This is a genomic window from Pseudomonas sp. NPDC088885 (assembly GCF_044750025.1).
Classification (GTDB): Bacteria; Pseudomonadota; Gammaproteobacteria; order Pseudomonadales; family Pseudomonadaceae; genus Aquipseudomonas; species Aquipseudomonas rustica.
Window position 1 is genome coordinate 409,846 of record NZ_JBIVJB010000001.1, and the last position, 26,246, is coordinate 436,091.

At 59.3% G+C, this 26,246-nt stretch carries 32 protein-coding genes and 1 pseudogene; 18 read left to right on the forward strand and 15 right to left on the reverse strand.

Features of this window, described 5'->3' with window-relative positions; all coding sequences use genetic code 11:
• Positions 1 to 155 precede the first annotated feature (155 nt).
• A complete protein-coding gene (locus ACIP1X_RS01640) occupies positions 156 to 4,049 on the reverse strand; it encodes an autotransporter outer membrane beta-barrel domain-containing protein (protein ID WP_400748682.1) in 3,894 nt (1,297 codons plus the stop codon).
• Between the two features lie 273 nt (positions 4,050 to 4,322).
• On the opposite strand from ACIP1X_RS01640, the gene ACIP1X_RS01645 reads away from it, so the two are divergent.
• Both ACIP1X_RS01645 and ACIP1X_RS01650 read left to right on the forward strand, forming a co-directional pair.
• On the forward strand, positions 4,323 to 5,906 hold the full coding sequence (locus ACIP1X_RS01645; protein WP_400748684.1) for an EAL domain-containing protein: 1,584 nt from the start codon (positions 4,323 to 4,325) through the stop codon (positions 5,904 to 5,906).
• A 74-nt stretch (positions 5,907 to 5,980) separates the two neighbouring features.
• The gene (locus tag ACIP1X_RS01650) at positions 5,981 to 6,196 is read left to right on the forward strand and encodes a PLD nuclease N-terminal domain-containing protein (protein WP_053119696.1); all 216 of its coding nucleotides are present in this window, start codon (positions 5,981 to 5,983) and stop codon (positions 6,194 to 6,196) included.
• Positions 6,197 to 6,238: 42 nt separating this feature from the next.
• Here the strand turns inward: ACIP1X_RS01650 and ACIP1X_RS01655 are convergent, their stop codons facing one another.
• Positions 6,239 to 6,388 (reverse strand): hypothetical protein, encoded by a 150-nt coding sequence (locus tag ACIP1X_RS01655; protein ID WP_400748687.1) that lies wholly within the window; start codon positions 6,386 to 6,388, stop codon positions 6,239 to 6,241.
• A gap of 123 nt (positions 6,389 to 6,511) precedes the next feature.
• On the opposite strand from ACIP1X_RS01655, the gene ACIP1X_RS01660 reads away from it, so the two are divergent.
• Positions 6,512 to 7,564 carry an NAD(P)/FAD-dependent oxidoreductase gene (locus ACIP1X_RS01660; RefSeq protein ID WP_400748689.1) on the forward strand — a complete coding sequence of 351 codons (1,053 nt, stop codon included), beginning with the start codon at positions 6,512 to 6,514 and terminating at the stop codon, positions 7,562 to 7,564.
• Here ACIP1X_RS01660 and ACIP1X_RS01665 read toward each other — a convergent pair.
• Complete coding sequence (locus ACIP1X_RS01665) at positions 7,556 to 8,251, reverse strand: tRNA (adenine(22)-N(1))-methyltransferase (RefSeq protein WP_400748692.1); 696 nt, start codon at positions 8,249 to 8,251, stop codon at positions 7,556 to 7,558. The two genes, ACIP1X_RS01660 and ACIP1X_RS01665, sit on opposite strands and share 9 nt — an antisense overlap.
• A gap of 205 nt (positions 8,252 to 8,456) precedes the next feature.
• Between ACIP1X_RS01665 and ACIP1X_RS01670 the strand changes: the two genes are divergently transcribed.
• Complete coding sequence (locus tag ACIP1X_RS01670; protein ID WP_400748693.1) at positions 8,457 to 8,972, forward strand: AAA family ATPase; 516 nt, start codon at positions 8,457 to 8,459, stop codon at positions 8,970 to 8,972.
• Positions 8,973 to 9,089: 117 nt separating this feature from the next.
• On the opposite strand, the gene ACIP1X_RS01675 is transcribed toward ACIP1X_RS01670, so the two are convergent.
• Complete coding sequence (locus ACIP1X_RS01675) at positions 9,090 to 9,572, reverse strand: Lrp/AsnC family transcriptional regulator (protein ID WP_212546016.1); 483 nt, start codon at positions 9,570 to 9,572, stop codon at positions 9,090 to 9,092.
• Positions 9,573 to 9,704: 132 nt separating this feature from the next.
• Between ACIP1X_RS01675 and ACIP1X_RS01680 the strand changes: the two genes are divergently transcribed.
• The 3 genes and pseudogenes from ACIP1X_RS01680 (at position 9,705) to ACIP1X_RS01690 (ending at position 11,863) form a co-directional block, all read left to right on the forward strand.
• Positions 9,705 to 11,153 (forward strand): L-lactate permease, encoded by a 1,449-nt coding sequence (locus ACIP1X_RS01680; RefSeq protein ID WP_400748695.1) that lies wholly within the window; start codon positions 9,705 to 9,707, stop codon positions 11,151 to 11,153.
• Between the two features lie 120 nt (positions 11,154 to 11,273).
• A pseudogene (locus ACIP1X_RS01685) lies at positions 11,274 to 11,393 on the forward strand (VOC family protein); the annotation flags it as partial.
• A 182-nt stretch (positions 11,394 to 11,575) separates the two neighbouring features.
• Positions 11,576 to 11,863 carry a barstar family protein gene (locus ACIP1X_RS01690; protein WP_400748977.1) on the forward strand — a complete coding sequence of 96 codons (288 nt, stop codon included), beginning with the start codon at positions 11,576 to 11,578 and terminating at the stop codon, positions 11,861 to 11,863.
• 24 nt (positions 11,864 to 11,887) lie between these two features.
• Here the strand turns inward: ACIP1X_RS01690 and ACIP1X_RS01695 are convergent, their stop codons facing one another.
• Entirely contained in the window at positions 11,888 to 12,355 is a 468-nt protein-coding gene (locus tag ACIP1X_RS01695) for an anti-virulence regulator CigR family protein (protein WP_282353371.1), read from the reverse strand.
• A gap of 215 nt (positions 12,356 to 12,570) precedes the next feature.
• Between ACIP1X_RS01695 and ACIP1X_RS01700 the strand changes: the two genes are divergently transcribed.
• The 3 genes from ACIP1X_RS01700 (at position 12,571) to ACIP1X_RS01710 (ending at position 14,064) form a co-directional block, all read left to right on the forward strand.
• Positions 12,571 to 13,479 (forward strand): alpha/beta fold hydrolase, encoded by a 909-nt coding sequence (locus ACIP1X_RS01700; RefSeq protein ID WP_159811401.1) that lies wholly within the window; start codon positions 12,571 to 12,573, stop codon positions 13,477 to 13,479.
• 69 nt (positions 13,480 to 13,548) lie between these two features.
• Positions 13,549 to 13,872 (forward strand): gamma-glutamylcyclotransferase, encoded by a 324-nt coding sequence (locus tag ACIP1X_RS01705; protein WP_400748698.1) that lies wholly within the window; start codon positions 13,549 to 13,551, stop codon positions 13,870 to 13,872.
• A 33-nt stretch (positions 13,873 to 13,905) separates the two neighbouring features.
• Positions 13,906 to 14,064, forward strand: coding sequence for a DUF2986 domain-containing protein (locus ACIP1X_RS01710; RefSeq protein ID WP_159811403.1), 159 nt, complete (start codon positions 13,906 to 13,908; stop codon positions 14,062 to 14,064).
• 58 nt (positions 14,065 to 14,122) lie between these two features.
• Here the strand turns inward: ACIP1X_RS01710 and ACIP1X_RS01715 are convergent, their stop codons facing one another.
• Together ACIP1X_RS01715 and ACIP1X_RS01720 are read right to left on the reverse strand one after the other, a co-directional pair.
• On the reverse strand, positions 14,123 to 14,359 hold the full coding sequence (locus ACIP1X_RS01715; RefSeq protein ID WP_159811468.1) for a hypothetical protein: 237 nt from the start codon (positions 14,357 to 14,359) through the stop codon (positions 14,123 to 14,125).
• Positions 14,360 to 14,494: 135 nt separating this feature from the next.
• Positions 14,495 to 14,953 (reverse strand): Lrp/AsnC family transcriptional regulator, encoded by a 459-nt coding sequence (locus tag ACIP1X_RS01720; RefSeq protein ID WP_053119684.1) that lies wholly within the window; start codon positions 14,951 to 14,953, stop codon positions 14,495 to 14,497.
• Positions 14,954 to 15,102: 149 nt separating this feature from the next.
• Between ACIP1X_RS01720 and ACIP1X_RS01725 the strand changes: the two genes are divergently transcribed.
• Together ACIP1X_RS01725 and ACIP1X_RS01730 are read left to right on the forward strand one after the other, a co-directional pair.
• On the forward strand, positions 15,103 to 15,720 hold the full coding sequence (locus ACIP1X_RS01725; protein ID WP_212549387.1) for a LysE family translocator: 618 nt from the start codon (positions 15,103 to 15,105) through the stop codon (positions 15,718 to 15,720).
• Between the two features lie 36 nt (positions 15,721 to 15,756).
• Positions 15,757 to 16,239 carry a MaoC family dehydratase gene (locus tag ACIP1X_RS01730; RefSeq protein ID WP_053119680.1) on the forward strand — a complete coding sequence of 161 codons (483 nt, stop codon included), beginning with the start codon at positions 15,757 to 15,759 and terminating at the stop codon, positions 16,237 to 16,239.
• Between the two features lie 6 nt (positions 16,240 to 16,245).
• Here the strand turns inward: ACIP1X_RS01730 and ACIP1X_RS01735 are convergent, their stop codons facing one another.
• Together ACIP1X_RS01735 and ACIP1X_RS01740 are read right to left on the reverse strand one after the other, a co-directional pair.
• On the reverse strand, positions 16,246 to 17,343 hold the full coding sequence (locus ACIP1X_RS01735) for a catalase family protein (RefSeq protein ID WP_212546023.1): 1,098 nt from the start codon (positions 17,341 to 17,343) through the stop codon (positions 16,246 to 16,248).
• 312 nt (positions 17,344 to 17,655) lie between these two features.
• Entirely contained in the window at positions 17,656 to 18,087 is a 432-nt protein-coding gene (locus ACIP1X_RS01740) for a DNA methylase (protein WP_400748702.1), read from the reverse strand.
• 206 nt (positions 18,088 to 18,293) lie between these two features.
• On the opposite strand from ACIP1X_RS01740, the gene ACIP1X_RS01745 reads away from it, so the two are divergent.
• Positions 18,294 to 18,518, forward strand: a complete 225-nt coding sequence (locus ACIP1X_RS01745) for a hypothetical protein (protein ID WP_400644693.1) — start codon at positions 18,294 to 18,296, stop codon at positions 18,516 to 18,518.
• Here the strand turns inward: ACIP1X_RS01745 and ACIP1X_RS01750 are convergent.
• Both ACIP1X_RS01750 and ACIP1X_RS01755 read right to left on the reverse strand, forming a co-directional pair.
• Complete coding sequence (locus ACIP1X_RS01750) at positions 18,509 to 18,754, reverse strand: hypothetical protein (RefSeq protein ID WP_053119674.1); 246 nt, start codon at positions 18,752 to 18,754, stop codon at positions 18,509 to 18,511. The genes ACIP1X_RS01745 and ACIP1X_RS01750 overlap by 10 nt on opposite strands.
• 24 nt (positions 18,755 to 18,778) lie before the next feature.
• On the reverse strand, positions 18,779 to 19,480 hold the full coding sequence (locus ACIP1X_RS01755; RefSeq protein WP_400748705.1) for a glycosyltransferase: 702 nt from the start codon (positions 19,478 to 19,480) through the stop codon (positions 18,779 to 18,781).
• A gap of 187 nt (positions 19,481 to 19,667) precedes the next feature.
• On the opposite strand from ACIP1X_RS01755, the gene ACIP1X_RS01760 reads away from it, so the two are divergent.
• The 4 genes from ACIP1X_RS01760 to ACIP1X_RS01775 all read left to right on the forward strand — a co-directional run bounded on the left by ACIP1X_RS01760 (position 19,668) and on the right by ACIP1X_RS01775 (position 22,554).
• On the forward strand, positions 19,668 to 20,891 hold the full coding sequence (locus tag ACIP1X_RS01760; RefSeq protein ID WP_400748707.1) for a zinc-dependent alcohol dehydrogenase: 1,224 nt from the start codon (positions 19,668 to 19,670) through the stop codon (positions 20,889 to 20,891).
• A gap of 184 nt (positions 20,892 to 21,075) precedes the next feature.
• A complete protein-coding gene (locus ACIP1X_RS01765) occupies positions 21,076 to 21,324 on the forward strand; it encodes a DUF6555 family protein (protein ID WP_159811412.1) in 249 nt (82 codons plus the stop codon).
• Positions 21,325 to 21,357: 33 nt separating this feature from the next.
• On the forward strand, positions 21,358 to 21,750 hold the full coding sequence (locus ACIP1X_RS01770; protein ID WP_400748709.1) for a GFA family protein: 393 nt from the start codon (positions 21,358 to 21,360) through the stop codon (positions 21,748 to 21,750).
• Between the two features lie 75 nt (positions 21,751 to 21,825).
• Positions 21,826 to 22,554 (forward strand): NAD-dependent epimerase/dehydratase family protein, encoded by a 729-nt coding sequence (locus ACIP1X_RS01775; protein ID WP_400748711.1) that lies wholly within the window; start codon positions 21,826 to 21,828, stop codon positions 22,552 to 22,554.
• A gap of 6 nt (positions 22,555 to 22,560) precedes the next feature.
• Here ACIP1X_RS01775 and ACIP1X_RS01780 read toward each other — a convergent pair whose 3' ends face one another.
• From ACIP1X_RS01780 to ACIP1X_RS01795, 4 genes are all read right to left on the reverse strand, one after another.
• On the reverse strand, positions 22,561 to 23,490 hold the full coding sequence (locus tag ACIP1X_RS01780) for a ZIP family metal transporter (protein WP_400748713.1): 930 nt from the start codon (positions 23,488 to 23,490) through the stop codon (positions 22,561 to 22,563).
• Between the two features lie 90 nt (positions 23,491 to 23,580).
• The gene (locus ACIP1X_RS01785; RefSeq protein ID WP_400748716.1) at positions 23,581 to 24,405 is read right to left on the reverse strand and encodes a DUF3618 domain-containing protein; all 825 of its coding nucleotides are present in this window, start codon (positions 24,403 to 24,405) and stop codon (positions 23,581 to 23,583) included.
• The gene (locus ACIP1X_RS01790) at positions 24,402 to 24,830 is read right to left on the reverse strand and encodes a phage holin family protein (RefSeq protein WP_159811416.1); all 429 of its coding nucleotides are present in this window, start codon (positions 24,828 to 24,830) and stop codon (positions 24,402 to 24,404) included. The genes ACIP1X_RS01785 and ACIP1X_RS01790 overlap by 4 nt, the downstream gene beginning before the upstream one ends.
• Complete coding sequence (locus tag ACIP1X_RS01795) at positions 24,830 to 25,393, reverse strand: hypothetical protein (RefSeq protein WP_400748718.1); 564 nt, start codon at positions 25,391 to 25,393, stop codon at positions 24,830 to 24,832. Before ACIP1X_RS01795 ends, ACIP1X_RS01790 begins: the two co-directional genes overlap by 1 nt.
• 246 nt (positions 25,394 to 25,639) lie before the next feature.
• Between ACIP1X_RS01795 and ACIP1X_RS01800 the strand changes: the two genes are divergently transcribed.
• Complete coding sequence (locus ACIP1X_RS01800) at positions 25,640 to 26,086, forward strand: low affinity iron permease family protein (protein ID WP_400748721.1); 447 nt, start codon at positions 25,640 to 25,642, stop codon at positions 26,084 to 26,086.
• Positions 26,087 to 26,246: the final 160 nt, after the last annotated feature.

Genomic DNA, 26,246 nt, shown 5'->3' on the forward strand with positions numbered 1-26,246 from the left:
ACCGTATCGCGAGCAGGCTCACTCCTACACAGCTTGCGTCAACGACGCAGCCCCCCCGTGGGAGCCGGGCTTGCCCGCGAAGGCGATAGCACATTCAGCATCAGTGTTGCAGGACGACCGCTTTCGCGAGCGAGCCCGCACACAGTGGGTGCACCCTAAAAATTAATCTTGAACCCCAACATAGCGTCGTACCCATGACTGTCGCCATCAAACCCTTGGCGATACCCCGCCGAAGCGGTAAACGTCGTGCGCCGATTCGCCTGATAATCCACCCCGACATTCACCTCGCCCCACGTGCCCTGAATATCCGACTCGAACGGGATGTAACCCGTCTCTGAAGAAAACTCGGTCTTCGGCTGCCCCTTGAATTCGTGCCACACACTCGGACGAATCCACGCATTGGTGCGCCGTGCGCTTTTGTCGACGCCTTCGGTGTCCCAATCCTTGGCGATGCGCACACCCGCGCGGCCAATCAATGAGTCGACGTCGCGGAAGCGGATTTTTGCGCCGGCGTCGTCGCTGCTATCGAGGTCGACGTAGCTGTAGATCGCCTGCAATTGCGGTTCGATGTACCAGTTTTTGTCGAACTCATACGGGTAGCCGTTCTCCAGCGAAGCGGTGTAGCCCCAGCCCCGCGTTTTCAGTTTCGGCAGGTTGCTCGGTTTGGCTTCGACGTCGAAGCGATTGACCTGGAACACGCCATCCAGATACCAACCGGACGGGCCGAAGTGCGTCCAGTAGGCGCCCAAACCATAAGCACGCAAGGTGTCCTCCCCGGCGTTGCGACGGGTGTAATGGCTGACGCCCGCGTCGATGGTGCCCGCCGACAGCGAGATACCGGCCTGCTCATGACTGCCGTCAGTTCTGACCTTGCGATAGAGGTCAGTGCCGACCTGAAACGCCGTCAGGTCATAGTTGTATTCAGGCGTGTTGCCCAGGGCGTTTTTGCGATCGCCATCCTGCTTGCCGCTGCGATAAATCACCCGGCCCCAGCCCATGGACGGTGTCGTCGTCGATTCATCTTCCTTGGGCAGTGGATCGCCGGCGTTCAGGCGTTCTTCGCCCACGCGCTCGTGCAGGGTGTCGACCATCGTCCGCCCGTAAACCAGCGCCAATGCGGGTACCGCACCGTACAGAGAAACTTCCGGGCGATAGTTGGGCACCGGGGCAGGTGAAGGTGCAGGTGTTGGATCGGGGTCTGGCGTCGGGTCGGGATCGGGCGTTGGATCCGGATCTGGAGGCGTCGGAGGCGCAGGCGGCTCTGGCGGCCCATCCGGCACGGGCGCATCGGAACGCAGAAACCAGCTGTTGCGCGCACTGCCATCATCGCCGCCCTGCTGCAGGCGATACTCATACGGCCCGGCGACCACGCGGCTGGCCAGGCGAAACGCGTTGGCATCACCGGCCCCGGCGCTGTTGTTGAGCGCCTCGACCACCGCGATACCGTTGCCCTGCGTCACCGCGCCCTGCCCGCCAACATTGCGCACCGCAAGCCCCGTGGCGCCGCCGCTGCCGGTCGCGATCGAGTCGACCACCAACATGTCAGAACGACTGTCGGCACCTCCCGCATTCAGCGTGGTATTGAGCAGCAAGCGACCGCCATTGGAGACGAACACCCCGCCACCGTTAGTGCCCGGCGTGGATGCGCCGCTGATCAGCAGCACATTACCGACGGTGTTGCCGCCGCCCGGAAGATCGAGGGTGCCGCTGTTGGTGAAGCGATTAACGCCGAGCAACTGCCCCTGCACCGCACCGCTCGCGGTCGGCGTGTTGAACGTCTGCCCAAACGGCAGATACGCACCGCTGGAATTGAAATTGACGATACCGCTCGCCGGTTGCTCTGCCAGACGGATCACGCCGCTGTTGTCGATACTGTTGGCGCCCGAAGTACCGAGGTTGCTGGCCGCCACTCCCCACGTGTCCCGCGTGCCGCTGCCGGTTGAATCGGTAAAATTGCGCAGCGTCCAGGTGCCGCGGTTGGCCACCGTGCTCGCCGCACTCACAGCGTTCACCGAGCCGTTCATCTGCCCAATGTTGTCGAGGGTAAATGTCGTGCCGGGCGTGGTCGCATCGCCGCGCACCGCAACATCGCTGAGCGCACCGATGACGCCTGTGTTGTTCAGCGATTGCGTCGCACCACCCAAGGCGATACCGCTGCTGTCGGCCCAGCCCCCCTGAATCGTTGCGCTGTTGCTGACGTTGGCCACGCCGCCATCGGTCAACGCGGCGATGCCCGATGAATTCGTCCCTCGCGAGGTGATCGCTCCGCTGTTCGTGACCGAAACATTCGCCGCACCCGACGCTTCAGCCAGAATCCCCTGACTGTTGCTGGCGCCCTGCGTTTGAATCGAGCCGGTGTTGACGATGGTCTGTGTACCGTCGCCGGACAAGGTGCGAATGCCACGCTGCTGATCACCGCGAGCGATCAGTTGCCCGCTATTGCTGATATTCACTGTGCCCGCGCCCGTGCCGCCGTTGAACGCGCTACCGGCAAGAATCGCCGCGCCAGCCCCGTTGACGTCAATCAGCGTCCCGGTGAACACCGCGCTGACATTTCCGCCCAGCGTCAGCGCCTGCAATCCAAAGGAGCCAATGCCACTGCCGTCACCCGTCCCCGCGTCGGAGTGCGTGATGATCGTGCCGCTGGCGGCGATGTCTACGGTTCCTGTTGGGGCTTGAGTCGTGGCGTAAATACCGTTGGCATTGCTGTTGAAGGTTTCGATTCGATCGCCAGAATAGTTGACCCGGACGTTGCCCCCCGTTGAGTCCACCCGAATGCCGCCCGCGCCAAAACCGCTGGCGGTGATGTTGCCGGAATAATCGATCAACACATTATTCTGTTCGGCGCTGACGATGATGCCGTAAGCGCGATTGGTGCTCTGCGCGCCGAGCACGGTGAGATCGCCACTGCCCGTGACGGTGACATCGCCGGTACCGCGCTTGATGATATAGATCGCCCGCGCACCGACATTACTGGCGATGTTGCCGACGTTGATCGACGCATTGTTTTCGATACTGATCGAACCCAGCCCACCAGTATTGTCGTTGGCGTAAATCCCGTGGCCACCGCCGCCGGTGGTAGTAATGGTGCCGTTGTTGACGACATTGATACTGCCAACGGTCGAAATCGCACGAATGCCGAAGCCGTTGAGGCCGTCGGTATTGATCGTGCCACTGTTGCTCAGAAGCGTATTGCCAGCGCCGCCTTCAGTGAAGATGCCGAAGGCGTTCATGCCCAGTCCCTGAACACTGGCCGCATTCACCACGGTGGTGTTGCCATTGATCGCGCGGGTATGCACCCCGGCGTGGTTGCCGACGCCAGCGGTCGGCAAGGTGTCGTCGATGATCGGCAGACCGGCCGACAGCGCATCGTCGTTGTTCACCAGAATGTTCACCCCGGCACCGACGTTGACGTTGTTGTCGCCGCTGCCCGTGGCCTTCGTCCAGATTCCGTTACCCCCCAGCAGGGTGATCTGCCCATTGCCCTGGTGGCTGACATTGATCGCCCCGCCGCCGCTGCCGTTGACGTCGATGCCGTCATGCTCGTTGCCGACGACCGTGTTGAGGATGTTCAGGGTGGTGCCGGACGTCACCGTGACCGTCGAAGAACCCGCGCCGGCATTGGTGATCGCCAGCGCATCGAGGCCGCTGCCGCCGATGTTGACGGTGTTGGTGCCGCCATCGACGGTCAGCGTCGCGTTGCCGGTTGTGCCAATGACATTGGAAAACACTGCGTTGGCGGCGGTCGGTGGTGTGCTGTCGACGGTCGTGCCGCTGAGGCTGAGCGCCGAGTTGCTGTTGTTGCCGCGAACGAGCACGGAAGAGCCGGCCGTGGTGGTGATGCTCGTGCCCGCTTGCGTGCTGATCGTGGCGTCGATACCGGCAGTCGGCATGCAGGTTTGCGAGACGTTATAGGCGCCAGCAGCCAGCGGCCCACAGGCCGCGTAAGCATCGGTCAGGGTCAGGGCATTGGCCATGGCGACCAGCAAGGCACTGCGAAGAAAGTGCGGGGCATGCCCGCCGAATGGATGCACACAAGCGCTTTGCATGAAAACCTCCTTGTCCCAGCGTTTTCCCCCGTGGCAGGCGACTGACGGCACCACCGGAGTCTTGCGTGGTAAATACAGCTTTAAACCTTAGTAGCTATTTCGAAAGATGGCGGAAAACCCGTGGCCTGCGCAGTGTTTCTGCACGGCTTTATCCATTCAGCTGACTTTTTGATCCACAGCAATATTTGCCCGCCAGCGCCGCCGTAATCTGTCTTTGCTGGAAGACAGCCGTGCTGTGCGCACGTCACAGGCCTTGGGCCAAGGTGGCGACAAATGAACAAAAAACGCATCGTCTGGGGGAGCATTCTCCTGGGGTTTCCGTGTGTCTTGCTTCCCGTATTGTTGATGGGCTATCTGGCTTGGGTGCTCAATCTGCACGCCGCGCAACAACGTCTGGAAACCCTCGCGGCCGTCGCCTCCAGTCGGGCCAGCGGCACGTTCAACGAAGCCGCCGGTGCATTGAAAACCATCGCCGGATCGCACCTCGTACCCTGCACGCCCGAGAGCATTGATGAGATGCGTTTGCTGACCATCAATACCTTCTCGGTGAAGTCGGTCGGTTATGTCGAGCAAGAGATTTACGCCTGCGGTTCCTGGGGCCCGGTCGGACACCACGCAACGCCATGGCCGGAGGACTTCACCACCACCGACGGCGTGCGCGTGTCGCTCGGTGTGCAGTCACGCATCGTCCCGGCCAAGCCGATGATGGCGCTGCAATACGCGGCGTTCAATGTGCTGGTCGACCCCGCACAATTTCTTCATGTGATGCTCGAAGAGGATATGCACCTGACGGTCGGCACCGCTGCCGGCCAGTTGGTCAGCGCCTCGCGACCGGGAGCGGAGCATTTTCTCAGCCGCGTGCACTCGGGTTCGCATTCGGCTCTGGACGGAGGTTACCTCTACACCCTCGTGCACAGCGGTGACTGGGTGGCGATTGCCGCGATCTCCCGGCATGAATTGATGCAGGGGCTGGTTCGCCGGGAAATGCTGCTGTTGCCCATCGGCGGTTTGCTCGCCGGCCTGCTGGTGTTGCTGATTGTGCGCCGCACACGCCAACGCCTGTCGCCGCTGGCCGAGCTGAAACTGGCGGTGCGTAATCGCGAATTCGTCGTTCACTATCAACCGATTGTCAGCCTCAGCGATGGCGCCTGTGTCGGTGCCGAAGCCCTGTTGCGCTGGCAGCATCCCGACGGTTCGATGGTCTGCCCCGACGCGTTCATCCCGCTGGCCGAACGCAGTGGCCTGATTCTGCCAATCACCGATCAAGTCATCGATTCGGTGATGCGCGACATCGGCCCCTTGCTGGTCAAGGAGCGCAGCCTGCACGTGGCGATCAACCTCGCCGCCAGGGACGTCAGCAGCGGGCGCTTCCTGCCCGGGCTGGAGGCTGCGCTGCACAAGGCTGGTGTGCAGCAGAATCAGATCTGGCTGGAGGCCACCGAACGCGGTTTCCTCGACATCGACGCCGCCCGCGCCACGGTCAATCACGCCCGCGAACTGGGTTATCTGGCCGCGATCGACGACTTCGGCACCGGATTCTCCAGCCTGCAACACCTGCAACGGCTGCCGCTGGACGTGCTGAAAATCGACAAGTCGTTCGTCGACAACATTGAACAGGATGCAGCGACCGGATCGGTCACCGGCCATATCATCGAAATGGCCAAGAGTCTGCAATTGAAGATCGTCGCCGAAGGCATCGAAACCGAGGCACAACGGGATTACTTGCGCGCCAATGGTGTGCACTTCGGTCAGGGCTGGCTGTTTGGCAAAGCGATGCCGGTCGAGGATTTTTTGCGCTTTCAACACGCGCGGGCAAACGTGGTCAGCGACCACGCTGCGCTGGAGTCGACCGTGTGATCAGGCATTCCACAAAATAAATGAACCCAGCGCACCTCTTGCCACCTAACGCATAGACCATCAGGAGGTAGCCAATGCATATCGAAACCGTGTGGATCGTACTGGCGGCAGTTCTTCTGCTTATCGAGCTTTGGGCCATCAATCGGGTGCGCAAAAGCGAGGGGAAATCGAGTACCAAGGGCGTGTGGATCGTGCTGATCGTGTTTGTGCCATTGTTCGGTTTGATTGCCTGGGCGTTGGCGGGGCCCAAGCACATCACCCATGGCGCGACCTCTAATTCCAGCCGCTGAACCGATAAAGGGTGAGGGAGATTGCTCCCTCACCCATCGGGTTCATTTACTGTCTTCAGGCTTGTCCTGCTGTATTTGCAATGACGCTTTGCTCTTGTCGCCTTCCTTGTTGGGAGCATCGTTGGAACCCTCGTAACAACCTTGCAGCAGCATCACGCTGCAGATCCCCAGACACGCGCAGATTTTCCTCATGATCGTCTCCTGAACACTGAATTTGCCATCGCCGCGAATGTGCGCGCGATGCGTTGCCTCTGTGGGTGGACGCTACAATCACCCATCAGTTCGAACTTTTTCGTTGATTGCAGGGACGTTGAAATGGGTAATGGAGCAGCAGGCAAACGCGTCGTGGTGATCGGCGCGGGCATTGTGGGTGCTTCTGTGGCGTATCACTTGGCGAGCAAAGGCGCAAAAGTCATCGTGATAGAGGCTGGGGAAATTGCCAGCGGCGTGACTGGACATTCGTTCGCGTGGCTCAACACGACACATTCCGGGTCTGATCCCATCGCATCATTACGCGGCGCCGCCATCGCCGAGTATCATCGGCTCGAAGCCGAGTTGCCCGACCTGAACGTGCAGTGGACTGGCGCTCTGACGTACGGCGCGGCGCTTCCGTATGCGGCATCGCTGCTGAATAGGGACGATATCCGGCGTCTTGAACCCAACCTGAAAAATCCACCAGAGCAGGCGAGCTATCGAGCCGAAGAAGGCGCAGTTGATGCTGTGCAAGTGACTCACGCGCTGCTCTCCGGCGCCAAGACTCACGGGGCGACAGTACTGACTTACACCCGAGTGCTTGGCTTTATTTCCCGCGATTCAACCGTTACCGGCCTTAAAACCGAAACAGGCACAGTCGATGCTGATGTAGTGGTGCTGGCCGCCGGCACAGCGATCCCGGGGTTGGCGGCGATGCTCAACGTTACGTTGCCGGTGGACGCATCACCCGCCATTTTCATTCGCTACAAGACTCAGCCCAGCCTTGTGAACGGCGTCATCTCCAACTCCGCGATGGAAGTTCGGCAGCGCGTCGACGGCACGTTGCTGGCGGCGGAAGATTATTTGGGAGAAGCCTTCGGAAACCAGCCAGCGCAGATTGCGTTGCGCACAGCCAAAGGCATTCAAAGCGAGTTGGACGGGGTTATTTCTATTGAGCCGGACGGCGTTTTCGTCGGCCTTCGACCCATGCCTGTCGATGGCGTCCCCATCGTTGGATTCTTGCCGAATATCAACGGCGTCTATGTTTGCGCGATGCATCCGGGGGTGACACTCGCCGCCATCGTCGGCCGACTAGCGAGTGAAGAGATCAGCGAGGGCCGCGTATCGGATGCATTTGAGGCGTGCCGTCCCGATCGGTTTTGCCGCTCACGCTAACAGTTCAGTAATCCAGCGAACCTGTCGGGCGGTGTCCTGCACTTTCGCCTCGGGCACTGCATCGCGGGCGTGGGCGAACTGGGCCAGTGTTTTCTGTTTGTACTTCAACTTGCGCTGCCACTTACTCAGAAACGCCGCGCTGCGGGCGCGCATTTGCAAGGGACCGAAATACAGTTCTTCGTCGGTGTAAGCCACTGGTCCAGCACGTTCGGCGACGATGATTTCGTAGTAGAAACGGTTTTCGTGCAGCAGTTCTTCACAGCGGATGGTGTAGCCGTTGTCCATCAACCACTGACGCAGCGGCTGCTCGCCGCCGTTGGGTTGCAGGATCAAACGCTCTTCACCGCTCAGATGGGTTTTACCGCTGTCGAGGATGTCGCGAATCGTCTCGCCGCCCATGCCGCAAATGGTCAGCGCAGTGATCGCGTCGCCCGGTTTGATCGCCGCCAGACCGTTGGCATGGCGCACGGTGATGTGTTGCTCAAGATCGTTTTCGCGCACCGTGCGTTCAGCGGCGCGAAACGGCGTCAACGCGACCTCCCCCGCCACCGCCGAGCTGATCGCGCCACGACGCATCAACGCCACCGGCAAGTAGCCGTGATCGGAGCCGATATCGGCCAAGCGAGCGCCCGCCGGCACGTGCGCAGCCACGCGCTCCAGGCGTTGGGACAAGGTGTTGTGGTTCAACAAAAGACTCCTTCGAGCGACGGTTTTTGGCGGTTTGCGACCCTTCGCGAAGGTGTGGCAGCCAGTCAAACGACGGAGTTTGCCCAACGGTTGCGGACATCTCAAGCGCAGCGCCGATCAGGCTGACCAAGTGACGCCTTTTGCTGCGCCTTCGATCAAGGATTGCTTTAGACTTGCGCGCTTTTTTTCAGCAAGGGATTTGCACATGCAGCGCGTTGTGATTTTGGGTAATTCGGGCAGCGGTAAATCCACCCTCGCCCGCGAGATTGGTCATCGACTGTCGCTGCCGGTGGTTCATTTGGACACACTGTTCTGGGAGCCCGGCTGGATCGAACCGGACAATGAAATTTTCCGCGAGCGAGTACGTCAGTCTGTCGCCGGCGATGCGTGGGTGTGCGAGGGCAATTATTCGCGGCGCACGTTTGATTTGCGATTGCCTCGCGCCGACCTGGTGGTTTGGCTCGATACACCCCGCGCTGTTTGCATGAAGCGAGTGATTCTGCGCAGCGCGCTGAACAAGCCTCGGGCGGATCTGCCGGCGGGTTGTACGGAGCGGCTGGACAAGGCGTTTGTGGGATTTTTGAAGTTTGTCTGGAATTACGACCGGGTGAATCGGCCGAGCATCGAGGCGAATCGGCTGGCGATTGCGCCGCAGGTGCCGGTGGTTCGGCTTTGCGGGGCGCGGCAGATTTCGCGGTTTTTGGATGGATTGGGGGGTTGAGGGGGATTTCGCGGTGGCCCGACTGTCCCCTTCGCGAGCAGGCTCACTCCTACAGGGGAACGCATTTCAAACTGTAGGAGTGAGCCTGCTCGCGATAGCTTTTTCAGCCGCGCCGCATCAACCCGCCGGCACCTCAAGCCCGACCTTCACCCGATCCAGCGCCACAATGGTTTTGAACCACGTTACGTTGGTGTTCTCGGCAAACAATCGCCGCGCCAGCGCCTGATATTCCTGCATGCTGGCGACCGTCAGTACCAGCACAAAATCCACCTCGCCGGTGACGTAATAGCACTGCTGAACCTCGGGCACCCGGAAGTGCGCCTTCATTGCCTCCAGCGCCTCAATGCTGGTGCGCTCTGCCATCACTTCAACAATGATCGTGATCGGGCGACCCACCGCATTCGGATCGACAACCGCGACATTGCCGGTGATCACGCCCGCCTCTTCCATCCGCTTGATGCGGCGCTGAACCGCCGCCGTGGACAAATTGACCTGCTCGGCCATCAGGCGCAGCGGCATGGCGTTGTCGCGCTGGACGAGTTCGAGGATGGCGCGGTCGAATTTATCCAGTGATTGGGGTGCAGCGGCGCTTTTAACCATGTCAGGCTCGCGAGAAAATTTCTCGAAAACTAGCAGAAAACTGCGCACCTTTATCCAGTCGTGCGAAATATTATCTTGCTCGCAGTCGGCATTCGCCGGCTGATCGAGAATTTGCACAGGGTAATGTTGGCCATGGACGCACTGTTTCATCTCTCCCCTGTTTTGCTGGTGACCGCCATGTTGGTCGTGCTGCGCCGGCCTCCGGTTCAGGCCGCTGTCGCCGGCACGCTGCTGGTGATGGTGCTCTGGATTGCAGGCGCAGCTGATGCCTGGCAATCGAGCAGCCTGCTGGCCGCCGCTCAAGACACCGCCGTGTTGTTCGCCAGCACTGCATTCGTGATTGTGCCGGGGCTGGCGTTTGTGATGGTGATCGAGCGGCTGGGCGTGAATCTGGCCGTCAGCCGATGGGTGCGTTCGCTCGGATTGGGACGCGGCGATCAAGTGGTGTTTATCGTGCTCGGGCTGGCGCCATTGCTGGAGGCGATGACCGGTTTCGGTGTGTCGCTGATTGCGACGGTGCCGCTGCTGTTAAGTCTGTTCGAACGCCGGGTGGCCTTGCGCATCGCGCTCACCGGCATGGCGATCATGCCGTGGGGCACGTTGGGCCTGGCCTCGGTGATCGGTGCTTCGCTGGCGCATCTGGATGCCGCCGCGCTGGCGCAGACGTCGGCGCTGACCAGTGCGCTGGTTTTCCTCGGATTGGCAGCGTTGGCGTTGTATCTGGCGGGTGCGCGGCAATGGCAGGAATGGCGGGCGCTGGGCGCGTTTTGGTTGATCTTCATCAGCGTGTTGTATAGCACCAGTCGCTGGCTGGGGCCGGAAGTCGCCGGTGTTGCCGCAGGTCTGGTGACGGCGACCGCTGCACTGGCCGCCGGCCTATGGCGACGGTCTCGCAACATGAGCGAACACGATGAATTGCATTGGCCACGTCAGGCTTGGCCGTATCTGTTGTTGATCGTCAGCATCGTCGCGTTGAAAGTGTTGTGGGCAATCACTGATTGGCAAAATCACTGGGTGGTGCAAGGTGCTCAGGTCAGTTGGAAACCGTTGGCCTCCCCCGGTGTGGCGTTGATTCTGGTGTTGATCGGGTTAGGCTTTCACACGCGAAAAAACGTTACCGACAGCGGCATGCTGAGCGGATTGGCTGCGCGCGCCAAACGGCCGTTGCTGACGATTTTCTTCTTTCTGGCGATGTCGCAGATGATGGTCAAAGCGGGTTTTCTCGCGGGCCTGATGCAATTGCTCTCAGGTCTATCGCCCAGCGCCGCGACCTCGCTGGTTGCACTGCTGGGTGCGCTGTCAGGCTACATGACCGGGTCGAACGTCGGCGGCAACGCGATCTTCATGCCCGCCATCGCGATGCTGCCCGAGTCTTCGCGTTTGTTGTTGGCAGCGGTGCAAAACAGCGCGGCCGGGCATGCGGCATTAGGCTCGTTGTCGATCGTTATGTTGATTTTGGGGTTAGCCAAAACACAGGCCAAAGAAGAGAGTGAACTGGTCAGGTTTGGCTTTGCGCTGGTGTGTCTGAATACGGCGCTGGTCGCTTTGACTGCCGGGGTGTTGAGTGTGTGGATTGGATAGCGATTCGGGATAAACTCGCGACGAAATATTCAATGAAACGGAATTCACCTCATGTTCAAACGCAACACGCTCGTCCCGGAATTGATGGTCACCGACCTGCCGGACAGCCTGAGTTTCTAATGCCAGGACACCTGGTGCCGGGCGGCGGAAGTCGAGGTGGGTCAGCGCGAGTTTATTGTTCAGGATCCGGACGGGTATCTGGTGAGGCTGGTGGAACGGTTGGGTGAGCGGGCGGTTTGAACGCAGGTACCTCAATCAACGCTGATCCCTTGTAGGAGCCGAGCTTGCTCGCGAAGGCGGCGTAACTGTCGATAGGAATGTTGAATGTGCCGGCCTCTTCGCGAGCAAGCTCGGCTCCCACAGGATAGGTGATCAACAATGCTGTCCCGTTCACTTCCGCGATCCGAGTTCAGGTGCTGATGATGCCTAGAGTACAGACTGTAACCATTGATTTGAGTGAAGTGACGAGTTCCGCCGAACTTCACGCGTTGCTGCGCGAAAGCCTGGGTTTCCCTGATTGGTACGGCTGTAACTGGGATGCGTTCTGGGACGCGATCACTGGGCTGGTTGAATTGCCGCTCAAGCTGCAGATTTCAGGATGGCAGGCGTTCTCCAGCCACTTGCCTAGGGATGCGCGGCTGATGCAAAAATGCCTTGAGCAGATGACGGCCGAATTCCCGGAGCAAGCCGCCACTGTCATGTTTGACTAAAGTACGGCCTGCCCCCTCCCCTCGCTAATCAAAAGCCCCGTTGAGGACTTCGTAGATGAGACCCGTCGCCAACGCGACGAGAATCAGATCCGTGCCCGCTTGCTGCCATTCATAGCCGTCGTAATGCGGCAGATGGCCGACAAGGCGTCCATCCAGTTTCTTCGCGATCCCCGGTGGCAGGGGCTTGCCGCGTGCGAGGTTTTTCTGGATCCCGGGCGGCAACGACGGCCCTGGGCTCCAGTAATCGCGATAACCACCGACAATGCCGAGCACGTTGCCGCGGTCGATGCTTGGGCCATTGCCCCAGTCGCCACCGGACTTCTTGCCCTTGTTGCCGTGCCCGTCCTGTCCACCCTGGTTCTGCACGTTTTGCGAGTTGCCTTTACCGTTGCCCTGGCCCTTTCCGTTACCGGGATCGGCCAGCGCGGCGGTAGAACCGACAATCAGCGCGACGCATGAAAGCGCTGCAATCGTTGAGCGTAATCTGAACATGAGAGGTTCCTTCATGGTTGCGTGCTCCTGTGTCTTCCGGACGCTGCACGTTCAGCTTAGATGATTGAACGGGCACAAGTTCAGGAGGCGACTGCACAGCGATTTGACGTCCCTGACCAGCTTCTGGCTGTCGGTTAAAAACCCTCCTGCCGCCATGGATCCGTCTACGCTCACTCCATTCCCCCAACAGCGCCCCCGCATCCGGAGCCACCGACATGATCCGTCCCTTGCTGACCGCCCTCACCCTGCTCGCGCTGAGCCTCCCAGCCCACGCCGACATCACGCCGTTCCCCGCAGGCTTCAAGACGCAGGACATCAAAGTCGAAGGCGCGACGATGCACGTTCGGGTCGGCGGCAAAGGCCCGGCGGTAGTGCTGTTGCATGGTTTTGGCGATACCGGCGACATGTGGGCGCCGCTGGCAACGGATCTGGCGCGCGATCACACGGTGGTGGTGCCGGATCTGCGTGGCATGGGGTTGTCGTCGATCCCCGAGGGTGGCTATGACAAGAAGACACAGGCCGGCGACATTCGCGCGGTGTTGAGCGCGTTGAAAATCGAACACTCGGTGGTCATCGGCCATGACATCGGCACGATGGTCGCGTTTGCCTACGCCGCACGCTATCCGCAGCTCACCGATCGTTTGGTGGTGATGGACGCGCCCGTGCCCGGCATTACGCCGTGGAACGACATCGTGCGCTCGCCGATGCTCTGGCATTTCGATTTTGGCGGCAAGGACATGGAGCGCTTGGTGGCTGGCCGCGAGCGCATCTACCTTGACCGCTTCTGGAACGAGTTCGCCGGCACCCCGGCCAAGGTCGATGAACAAACCCGTCAGCACTACGCCAAACTCTACGCGCGCCCGGGTGCCATGCACGCCGCTTTCGCGCAATTTCGCAGCATTCGTCAGGATGCCCTCGACAACGAGCCTGTCCTGCAAAAACACTTGAGCATGCCGGTACTGGCGGTGGGCGGCGAGAAATCCTTCGGCAACAACGAGGCGATCGTCATGCGCAATGCCGCTGACAACGTCACGGAAGTGGTGATTCCTGCGGCAGGTCATTGGCTAATGGAAGAGGCACCGGTGCCGACGATTAAAGCCGTTCGGGACTTTATATCGCTGTGACCCCAGTTGTTGATTGCCTGGACTCGATCCATAGGTCAGGATTCACCCCTTTTCCAGCGGAGAGCAAACGTGGAGCGTCTATTCGTTTATGGAACCCTGGGCCCGGGGCGACCGAATGAGCATGTCATGCTGAAGATCGGCGGCGTCTGGGAAACTGCCACGCTCAAGGGCCGCTTGGCCGAAGCCGGTTGGGGTGCGGAATTGGGTTATCCCGGCCTGATCATTGCCGACGATGGCGACGACATTGCCGGCTACGTGTTCTCTTCCGAGAATTTTGCCGAACACTGGGCAGCGCTCGACGAATTCGAAGGTTCTGAATACCAGCGCCTGCAGACGCAGGTGACCTTGGCAGACGGCTCAACCATCGACGCTTACGTGTACGCTCTTCGCTAGTTGCTATTGCGCCTTTAAAACCGAGTAAAACCGATGAACCGTCAAAAGAAACTCAAGCAGTTGTTCAAGGAAAAGGCCAAAAAGGCCAGCGCCAAACTGGCGCCAAAAAAGCCGAAATACATCAGCAAGGCTGATCGCCTGAAGCTGGACGCCGAGGCCGCTGCAACCCCAAGCGAAACCGCCGAAAGCTGATCCCCGCGTTTCAGGCCCGATCGCAGTGTTGCAACGCACACTGCAATCGGCGCCGCCCTCATCGCGTTTGATTGACCACGCGAATCTGCGTCAACCCTACCCGCTCGGCCTGCTCCAGAATTTCTTCCGGAGTGGCGTCTGCCGTGGGCATCAGCAAGCCGTTTTCGGCATCGCCCAAATGCAACTCCAATAGATGCATGGCCGCTTCATGCTCGGCCAGATGGGTGTCTTTGAGTTCGAAGGTGTGGCTACGCGGCTCGCCGTTAAACAGGTATTCCAAGGTATAGGTGTGCATGCGGATATCCGTCAGTGGTTGAATGGACAACTTAATATCCTGACGAGCCGGTCAGCTTTTAGTTCAACCAAATCACAATAGAGCCCCTTGTGGCGAGGGGATTTATCCCCGTAGGGGTGCGCAGCGCCCCCTTTTTCAAACTCCCAACGGCAACGGCCGATCCTGCACCACCCGCTTCATCACCAACGTCGATGTCAGCCGCTGCACATTGGGCAACGTCGACAGGCTCTCGTCGTACAAACGCTGAAACGCCGGCAGATCCTCAGTGATGACGTGCAGCAAATAATCAGGCTCACCAAACAGCCGTTGCGCATCCACCACGTGTGGAATCTCCACCAGCGCCGTCTCAAACGCTTCGACAGCCTGACGATTGCCCTCGCGCAGGGTGACGAACACCATCGCGGAAAAGTTGAGGCCCAGCGCAGCAGGATCGAGTTGCGCGCGATAACCCAGCAACACCCCCGACTCCTCCAACGCCCGCACGCGGCGATGACAGGGTGAAAGGCTCAACCCGACGCGATCCGCCAGTTCAGTCACCGACAACCGACCATCCTTTTGCAGCTCAGCAAGAATATTGCGATCAATTCTGTCCATTCAGTAAAACCTTCCAATTTGCGACGCCACAACGATCATCTTTGAAAGAAGATTCTAGCCGGTTTTCATTATTCTTCCTTGGCACAAAACACTGTTCAGGAAGCAACGATGATCAAAACCACCTCCAATCAACGACCCTGGGTGACGCCATGACTTTGAGCATGTTTGCCGCGTTCTGGGCGGTGTCGATTCTATTTGTCATCACACCGGGTGCCGATTGGGCGTACGCGATCTCCGCAGGCTTGAAGCATCGCGTCGTTATGCCTGCCGTGGCGGGGCTGTTGTCCGGGCATTTGCTCGCAACCGTCATTGTCGCGGCGGGTGTCGGAACACTGGTCGCCAATCATCCTTTGGCCTTGTCGGTGCTGACGGTGGCCGGCGCCGGTTATCTGCTGTGGTTAGGCGCTAATCTGCTAGCCCGCCCGCCCACGCCGCACGCTGATGCAAGCCAGAGCACTGATTCGTGGGCGCGCTGGGCCTTCAAGGGCTTTTGTGTCAGCGGGTTGAATCCGAAAGTGTTCTTGCTGTTTCTCGCGCTGCTGCCGCAATTCACCAGCACCGCCGCAGCTTGGCCAGTGCCTGCGCAGATGATCGCGCTCGGGCTGGTGCACACCGTCAGTTGCGGAGTGATTTATCTGCTGGTGGGTTTCGGCTCGCAAGTCGTGCTTCAGGCCCGTCCGGCCGCCGCACGCGTGGTCAGTCGATTGGCCGGGGCGATCATGATCGTGATCGCGCTGGTGCTGCTGATTGAACAACTGCGTGCCTGACCTATCCTTCGAGCCAATGCCTATTCAAGGAAGCCTATGAAAACGCCGAGAGAACGTGCCGCCGAGGGCCTGAAGGTCGGAGACAGTTTCAGCGTTGTCCGCTGTTTCTCCTACGACGATATCCAGCAATTTGCGCAGATCTCGCGGGATTACAACCCGGTGCACTGCGACGCTGAATACGCGCAATTACGCCGGTTCAAGGCGCCCGTCGCCCACGGCCTGCTGACGGCCAGCCTGATGACCGAGATTGGCGGGCAGATTGGCTGGCTGGCCAGTGGAATGAGTTTCGAATTCAAGCGCCCGGTGTACGCCGAAGAACAGATCACCTGCCAGTGGTTGATCACCGACATTGCTGAGCGCGGGCACGCGAGAGCCGAGGTCAGCGTCGTCAATGGCGAAGGCGTCACTGTACTGCTGGCGACAACCACCGGTGTGTTGCCCGGCGCGCCGGAGCGGGAATGCCTGAAGCGCATGTTGGCAGAAGGTGATCCAAGCAACCGCTCGCGCCAGACCCGATGATCGAGCTCAACGAGGTTCCTGCATCGGACAACCATTGTGCTCCGCGCGAAACCCGGCCGACATTTCATAGGCCGGTTTACGTACCCGCATGACTCCGCCCAACGGCCGATGCGCAGCCAAACCATGCCACGGGCTGAACGACATACCGTCGTCAATTGCTTCGACGTTGTCGCTGGCCCAGGCGTCCTGCGCATCGACTTCGATTCGCGCGACGGTGAGGTAAGGGCTGAGTTTCTCCGGCCACTCGACCGAGGCGTCTTCGATCGGCATTTTCTCAAGGTCTGTGGCCAGTTGTACCCGCACTTCCCACACCCCCGAGTTCTGCGCGAAATACGCTTTGACCGCTGCGCGCAGGCCATTGGGGTTGTCGGCAAAGTCGACGTGCTGATGAGTCAACGCCGTCAGTGAGGGAGAAATCGGCACGACTGCAATTTTTGCGTAGTACGCGCCATACAGTAATGGCGCGACCGTGCTGAAACTCTCGCCGAGAATGTGAGTTTGCGGGTGGCCGCCGAGACTCTTCAGCGTGCCACTTTCGCCGCCGGCTGACTCAATCGCCGCCTCAACACCGCGCAGTAATGCAGAAAACGCTTTCTTCAGACCGGGCGCTTTATCGGTCGTCTTCGCCAGCAACTTCAGTGATTTAAGAAATGCTTTGGGCGTGGCCGACGTAAAGGCTTTGGCGTTGATCATCACAAAATCCTGCGTCACCACCCCATCGCTGCCCGGCAGCCGTGGGCCGTCCACGCCAATGATCTTCAGCGCCAACCCGCGCGGGGTCGACACCTTGTCATCAAGAATGTCGCCCGGATTGGTTGAGAAACGCAAAACCACCGGCAACGTTCCCGGCGTCGCAAAGGCGCCTTGAGCAAGTTCGGCCGGAAGATTATCGAGCACCGTGATCCGCCCGCGCAGCACGCCATGGGCCTTGGCGTGAACGCTGCGCGTGGCGTGTCCATTGTCCTTGAACGTAGTTTCCATGATGGCATGCAGCGCTTTGTTCAGTTCCTCGCTGGTCTGTGCCTCGTCGTCGGGGATCTGCTCGAAAGCAGGCTCGAATGGCAACGGCCTGGCGGCAATGCTCACTACTGGAAGGTCATTCATGGAAGGTCTCTCCGCTCGATCGAATAGCGAAAAACGCCGGCCGTGTTACAGCTGGCGAAGGCAACGCGTGGAGCGTCAAGCCGTTGGTTTGAGTACCACTTTTGTCCAGCCGTTATCACGCGCATCGAAGTGCTTGTACGTTAGCCAGACGACGGAAAAATTCGTCGGCGCAGACTTATCTGTCAGGGGAGCAAGAACGTATGTTCAATCGAGTGAGCGGCAAGACGACGGACGGTCAGCGACGATACTGAACGTCGAAAACAATGAATTATTTGAGGATGGTGCTTTCTATTTCCGCGCTCGCTGCCCGGTTCAAAAAAGCACTGCGGCGGCTTCGCGCATAAAAATCTCGACGGTCTTGGGCCCGATCCCTTCGAATTCACCCAGACGTTTTTCGAAGGCCTGACGATCGGCGCTCGCCTCAACGATGTTGCCGATCTTGCCGTCGTATTCGGCGTTGAGCTTGTGCGCCAACGCCAGCAATCGCGATGCCGTTGATTCGTCGTAACGCACGTAGTGAGCCTGGCCGAGCATCACCACCAATTGTCGATGGCTGCAGTGCGCCAGTTTCTGCGGCGTATCGCGCTGGTGCTGCTCAACGATCACCTGATAGGCCTTGGCCGCGATAGCGCCCTGAATCCTCTTGCCCATCAAGAAACTGGCGAGCAGCCATTTGAACAGGGCCGTTTCTTCACCACCCTGCAGGTCGATGTTCAACTCGTGTGCGTTGATTGCTTTGTTCACCTGTCTGGCCCTTTGCGATATCTCTCAGTCAGTATCTAGACCCGACACGACTGCGAACGATCCAGTGGCGAGAATCGGTGAAGGAACCCTTATTCGTGCAGGACGCCTAAGGTTTAGCTACAGGAAGGTGGTCAAGCCCAAATGCATAAACCGTACTGTGCCAGGAGGATATTTTGGCTGATCTGGATTGGGTGCAATGGCCAGCGATGGTTGTGACCGTTCTCGCCGCATGGCTGATTGGATCGCAGCGACCGGCAAAGCGAATGTTCGGCTTTATCTGCTTTAGCCTGAGCAACGTGTTGTGGGTGATTTGGGGCGCCTACGCCGGGGCGTACGCGTTGATCGTCTTGCAGATTTGCCTGTTTCTGATGAACCTGCGCGGGCTGAGGAAAAACGCGAAGGGCAAGGAAGCCGAACCCCCTCAAGACTGACGGTGGCCGTCGAAATTCTTCTTGAAGCCTCGGGCATTCATCCCCAAAAGGATGCACTCAAGGAGGATCAGCGCGTAGGCATCGGCGTGCAGCCCCCAAATCACCCAGAGCGCATTGCTGAGGATGAATCCCCAGAAAGCGATCATTCGCCGGTAGGCTCGTTGCGATCCGATAAACCAGGCAGAGGCTACCGTAATGACCATGGCCGGCCACTGCATCCAATCGATGTACTGCAATTTCCGCTCCCGCCTACATTCGCGTCAAAGAGAAACACCGGTACTGACTTGTTGATCAAGCACAGGCACGGCCAGTGACGTACTCAAATTGGCCAGGTACTCACCAAATCCGCCGCGACACTTGTAATCCTTGCGAGCGCTGGTGATCACCGGATTTGTCGCTGTCCAAACGATATGAGCACCAATCCGCGTGAGATCACCCACCAGATGGACGTCTTCGTGGGCAGTGAGATGCTGGAACCCACCCGCGTTTCGGTAGGCCTCGGCACTCAAGCCGAGATTGGCACCGTGGATGTGCCGATGGTTTTCGATGAACTGATAATGCTCCAGGTACTTTGAGCGAACCGACTCACCGTGCTCGTTCCAGCTGTCCACCTCGACGGTGCCACAGACGGCATCGGCTTTGAATTCAATCTGCCGTGCCAGCCAATCGGCGGGCACTGCGGTGTCGGCATCGGTGAAGGCAAGCCATTTCGCGCCAGCGGCCAGCAAGTGCTCTGCGCCGGTGGCTCGCGCCTTTCCCACGTTCTGGAATGACGCCACGATCGTGCTCACGCCCAGCGCTGAAACGATCCGCCCGGTGTGGTCAGTGCAATCGTCGAGGACGACCACTACCGAGACCGACTGGCCCGCCAATGCAGGATGTTGCGCCGCGAACAGAACCGACTCAAGACAGGCCCTGATATGGCGCTCTTCATTATGTGCAGGGATCACGACACCGATCATTAACGCTACCTCCGACTGTCAGAGTTACAGGCTCCTGCAGTCGACCGGTGGCTAAGCCATTAGGTTTAAAAAATCGCACAAGTGGCCGCGTCGGCGACCGCCAGTCATTTGTGTCCCTGAATCTATGAACTTACGTTCGCCGTTCCTCCTCTCCCGCTTACCATCCAGCTGAAGCGGGTAAGACGTCATGAGAGCACTCACTTATCACGGCGCGCACAGCGTCAAAGTCGACACGGTTCCTGATCCGGTTATCGAGCAAAGCGACGACATCATCCTGCGCGTGACCGCGACAGCGATCTGCGGCTCCGACCTGCATCTGTATCGCGGCAAAATTCCCACCGTCGAGCACGGCGATATTTTCGGCCATGAGTTCATGGGCATCGTTGAAGAGACGGGGTCAGCGGTGACTGCCGTGCAGCCGGGCGACCGCGTGGTAATTCCTTTTGTGATTGCCTGTGGCAGCTGCTTTTTCTGTCAGATGGATTTGTTCGCCGCTTGCGAAACCACCAACACCGGCCGTGGCGCGATCCTCAATAAAAAGGCCATTCCTTCCGGAGCGGCGCTGTTTGGATACAGCCATATGTACGGTGGCGTGCCCGGTGGCCAGGCAGAATACGTGCGCGTCCCCAAAGCCAACACCGGGCCGTTCAAGGTGCCGGGCACCTTGTCGGACGAGAAGGTTTTGTTCCTTTCCGACATCTTGCCCACCGCTTGGCAGGCGGTCACCAATGCAGACATCGGACCGGGTTCGAGCCTGGCGATCTATGGCGCCGGCCCGGTGGGTCTGTTGAGCGCGGCGTGTGCGCGGATGTTCGGCGCCGAGCAGATTTTCATGGTCGATCACCACCCCTATCGCCTCGCCTATGCGCAGAAAACCTATGGCGTGATCCCGATCAATTTTGATGAGGACGATGACCCCGCCGACACCATCATCCGCCAGACCAAGGGCATGCGTGGCGTTGACGGCGCCGTGGATGCGGTGGGTTTTGAAGCGAAAGGCAGCACCACCGAAACCGTCCTCGCCACCCTCAAACTCGAAGGCAGCAGCGGCAAAGCCTTGCGCCAGTGCATCGCCGCCGTGCGACGCGGTGGCATTGTCAGCGTCCCGGGCGTTTACTCAGGGTTCATTCATGGCTTTCTGTTCGGCGACGCGTTCGATAAAGGCCTGACCTTCAAAATGGGCCAGACCCACGTTCATCGTTTCCTCCCGGAACTGCTCGGGCACATCGAAACCGGCCGGCTCTCCCCCGATGTGATCATCAGCCATCGCATGTCGCTGGAGCAGGCGGCCGAGGGCTACAGGATTTTCGATAAACGTGAGGAGGATTGCCGCAAGGTCATCCTGACGCCGGGCGACAGCCACATTGCCTTGCCTGAGCTCGATGACGGCGTTGCGGTTCTGGCTACGTAAGCTTCATTCAGCGGCTAAAAAAGGAGCAGAGGATTCAGAGTTTTTGCGAGTCCTCTGGTTCCTTTTTTTAAGCAGTTTGCGTTGATTTCGCGGCGCTGTTATCCGCGTCGTTCGCATCGTAAAAATTCTTGGAATTTTTTTCTCTCGACACCACTCATTGGCGTATGAGCGTAAGGAGTAACTCATGAGCCAGACAGACATTTTCGTCATTGAATACAAGCTTCACGGGCAGCCGAAGTCTTTCGTCATACGCGCGAAAACCATGCGCAATGCCGATGCCTGGCATTGGGCGAGTTGTGATGCCGGCATCGCGCCGATTCCGAAACCGGGCAAGCCGCCATTGAAAGTCGTATCCAAGCCTCAGGCCGAGCGATTCGGCGTCACGGAGGTGAAGTGGCGTGAAACGGCGACCGTGGACTGGACAGAGGCTTGAGCTTAATGCGGCAGACCAGAGAGGTGGACTGCGATGCTTAAACAAATCGGCAACACACACATCCGCGTCGATCACCGCGCCAGCTGTCACTGTGGCGCGGTGATTCTTGAGCTGCACTTGCCTGACGGTCTCCCGGCCCCGCACCGTTGCGATTGTTCGTTTTGCAAACGCAAAGGCGCGGTCGTGGCAGCGGTTCCGGCGGTGGACTTAAAGGTGATCCGGGGCGAATCGGCGCTCCGGACCTACCAATTCGGCAAGCACGTAGCCGAGCATTTTTTCTGTGGCAACTGCGGGATCTACACGCACCATCGGCGCAGTACAAACCCGCATGAGTTCGGCTTCAATGTCGGCTGCCTCGAAGGGGTCAACCCTTACGATCTCGACGAAGTGCCTGTCGCTGAGGGTGGGGTTTGGCAAACACCTTGATTGGAAGCGAAGAAGGATGGTACTCATCGGTCGGTCGAGAACCAGAATGGAATCTCACCCTGAGGACATACGGACATGAGCGCACGAAAAATATTAGTCACGGGTGCTGCCGGCAAGATCGGCGGCGCCTTCTACAAAGCGTATGGCGATGAACTGGTTCTGCGCTTAGCCGATATAGACGTATCAAAACTTGCCGATTCCAGCGAACGTTTCGCCCTCGACATCACCGATTTATCCCGTTGCCATGAAGCCTGCGAAGGCATCGACACCGTCATTCACCTGGCGGCCGATCCGAATCCGGACGCGGATTTCATGACCTCCGTCCTGCCGGTGAATATCGTCGGCACTTACAACATGCTGCTCGCCGCGAAGACGCAAGGCTGCAAGCGCTTCATCTTCGCCAGCAGCGCTCAGGCCATCGAAGGCTACCCCAAGGATGTACAAGTCCACGAAAGCATGGCGCCCCGGCCCGGCAATCTTTACGGGGTCGGCAAAGCGTTCGGCGAAGCACTGGCATCGCTGCATGCCAACGACGGTGCGATGACCACCGTCGCCGTGCGCATTGCCAACGTAAACGAGTTTCACCCGGGTGAAGCGCACAGCCACAGGGACGTTGCGGCGTTTATCAGTGTGCGGGATGTCGTCGCGTTGCTGCGCGATTGCGTGGATGCCGAGCTGAACGGATTCCACGTTGTCCATGGCGTTTCGGACAATCGATACAAGCGCCTTTCGATTGATGAAACGCGAAAAGTCGTCGGCTATGCGCCGCTGGATGATGCCTTCAAGATTCTTGAGGGCAAATAACGCGCGCTAACCCAACGCCGTATCGAGAAACATCATCACTCCAAAACCGAGCATCAATCCAAGGGTCGCGGGCGTCTCGTGACCATTGCGATGGGTCTCCGGAATGACTTCATGAGACACCACAAAAATCATCGCGCCAGCCGCCAGACCGAGAGCGATCGGATAACCCAACGCGAAGCTGCTGGAAACACCCAAACCGACGATGGCGCCGATGGGTTCCATCAGACCTGAAGCGACGGCGATCAGCGCCGCACGCAATGCCGAGAGCCCCGTTACACGCAGTGCCAGCGCAACCGCCAGCCCCTCGGGAATATCCTGAATGGCGATGGCGGTTGTCAGCGGCAACCCCACCTGCATGTCGCCGTTGGCGAAACTCACACCAATCGCCATGCCTTCCGGCAGGTTGTGCAGAGTGATTGCCAATACAAACAGCCAGACTCGATTGATGCGCTTCGCTTCAGGTCCGCGCCGACCGCTTTTTTCGTGTTCGTGCGGCACGAAGCGATCCAGTCCGACCATCAGCGCCACGCCCAGCGCCAACCCGGCCACCACCACGCAGGCCGCCAGCAACTGATTGCCGCACAAGGCCTGTGCCGCTTCGATGCCCGGCAGAATCAGCGAAAAAGAACTGGCGGCAAGCATCATGCCGGCCGCGAACCCAAGCATAATGTCTTGCGTACGCGCAGCAATGTCGCGCAACGCTATCGCCACCACCGCCCCTAATGCGGTGGCGCCAAATCCGGACAGTCCGCCCAGAAAAGCAAAATAAAGATTCGCCTTGTTGGCGCCGACAAATGCGCCATAGCCGCTGACCATCAACAGAACAGCCACACACGCCAGCGCTAGCCAGAAGGCGCGACCTCCCCAACCAGCGTTTGTGAGATGGCTAAACCAGTGTCGAGAAGACGTTTCAGAAGGCGTTGCAGGTTCGGACATCATTCCCACCATTCAATGTGTTTTCACTGATCAAGCGACGATCATTACCCCCGGCAAGGAGGCCCATTGCGGGCCTCCGGTTCTCCGCGATCAGGAGGTGCCCAAGCCTTGGGAAAGGTCGGCGGACGGGGCCGACGACGTTGCAGTCGAGGAGTCTGAACGGGCGGCGACAGCCTCTTGTTCAGTGGTTTTCGTCACGGTATCGCGAACCGCTTCGTAGCCTTCCTGCGCCTGTTTTTTGACTTTATCGACCAGCCCGGCGCTGGTTCGCCCCATCATGCGCTGCTCGGTGCTGGTGGTTGGCAACGCGGCACCGAGCAAGGCGCCCAGTGCGATGCCGGCGGCGGCGACTACCAAGGGTTGTTCCTTGAGCAGTTGATTGAACTGCTGACCCAATACCTGTGAGTTGCGCGCTAACCGATCACCGGCATCGTGCATCGCATGGCTGAGGTTCTCACTGGCGGCACCAACGTTGTCGCCCAAGTGCGCGGCTTTGCCTTTCAGCGATTGGTAACCTTCTTTCAGCGAATCGGCCGTCTGGTGCAAATGGCCCCGTGCACTGTCGATACCGTCCGCCAAACCATCCGCCCATTCCCCGGCCCTGTCCTGATCGGGCCCGGTTCGATAGACCGGTTGCGGCACCGGCGGCCGGTTCTGGCTCATCATCAGCCACAGCAGACCCACCGAGGTCAGCACCGCAGGCACGGGGTTGTTGCGCACGCTGGTGCCAAGGTTAGTGATAAACGTCGAGCCATTGTTTTGCATCAGGCCCCAGGCCTGGTCGAACATCTGACCGGGGGTGAACTTGCTCTCCAACTGGTCGACGATGTTGCCGATGCTGGCGCGCTGCGCGTCGATTTCCCGTTCGATCTGCTCGGGACTCTTTTGCGATTCGATATCCAGTTCAGTGTTCATGAGACTTTCCTCCGCAGCGCTTCCTGATCTTTGTTCAGAGCGTCCAGCGTCCGGTCAGGTTTGAAATGGGACGGCTCGAATTGTTTTTTGCCGGTTTGCAACATGGCGAAGCCGATGATCATCACCACAACACCGACGATCAACGCTGCCAGCCACGGCGCCATGAACAGGCTCAAAGCGTAGACCGCCGACATCAGCAGGATGATGAAACCCGCCAGAAAAACGATGGCACCGCCCGCCACTGCTGCAATGCCAGCCTTCAGCGTGGTGAGGCTGGTTTGCAGCTCGGCCTTGGCCAAGGCCAGTTCCTTGGTGAATAACGCGGGCACTTCGCGGGACAGCTGTCGAAGCAGACCGACGACAGAAGCGTCGTCAGGTTGCGCAAGAGGCCTTGTGCCCGGCAGATCCGGATCGTCTCTGTTCATCACAGTTCTCCTTTCGCGACTGGCGCAACGGGGGTCGGTGCGGGCGACGTTTCATAAGGCCGATGGGCGCCATAACCGTCTGATGGCGGCATGGAGGAACTGCCTGCTGCCGGATCGTGATGAGCGCTGACGGTGACCGCCGCGCCCGTGCCGGCCTTGAGGAATCGCGATAATCCGAACCCCACGGCAATGGTCCCGGCAATGAACAGCGCGGGATTGCTGCGCGCCAGATCCGCCGCATCGTGCAAGAGCTGTTCGGCACTCTTGCCGCGAAGATTGCCGGCCAGCCCCGTCATCGACTCCGCCATGTCGCTGAGGTAGTCGGACATGCCCAGTGAGTCCTTGTCCTCCAGTTCCGACACAAAGCTTTTCGCACCTTGCGCCAATGCCTCGATCTGATCGGCGGCGGTGTCGCGATATTGGCCAAACTGCGCATCGGCTTGATGCCTCGCGCCGCCCAACGCCTCTGTGACCTCTTCCTTTAAATGCTCAAAGTCGTGCTCAGGCTTGCTGCCTGCCGGATCGCCGGTCTGAGATCCTGCTCTGCTGTCTGAAGTATTCATGTCGTCCCTCGCCTTCTGAATGAAAACGTTTAACGGGACTGCGCAGCAAGGATTGCCCTGAGCCCCTCACTGCAGAGGACGGGGGAGTTTGGCGCAGAGTTCAAAGAGGATGATGGGCGACCTGCAAGAAGGTTTTCCAGCAGCGACGGTCGCGCGCAAACATGGCGACGAGCGGTCTAAATGTAAAAAAGAATTTCAAGAACTGGCTGCGGTCAGACTCGTTACATTCAACGAGAGCTCGCACTCATGACTTTTGCACGTTTCTGCCAAGGCCTTTCAAACTGGGCCGGCAGCTCGAAAACTTTTCTCCTCGCGATCGTCTTGATTGGGGTTTGGGGACTGACCGGGCCGTACTTTCACTACAACGATACCTGGCAACTGATCATCAATACGTCGACCACCATCATCACCTTCCTGATGGTGTTTCTGATCCAGAACACACAAAACCGCGACAACGACATTTTGCATCTGAAGATTGATGAACTGATTCGCGCGACCACGGCGGCGCAGAATGCGACGTTGGGGCTGGATAAAATGGGTTCACGGGATCTGCGCAAACTGCGCGATCGCTATAGCTCGCTGGGTGAGCGTCACCAGGTCAATCTCGACCCTGAAGCGCATGAAGCGTTTGTTGATGGCGTGCCTGTCAAAGCTGCCGCCACCGAAGTGGAGCCGGGTGAGACGCAACGCTGACGCAGCGGTTTTGAGGCGCGCCCCGAAATGTGTGCATGACATTACGAACTGTGGGAGCGGGCTTGCTCGCGAAGGCGGTGGGTCATTTAACAATGCATTGACTGGGCTGACGCCTTCGCGAGCAAGCTCGCTCCCACAGGGGCGTTGTGGCGTGCCGCGG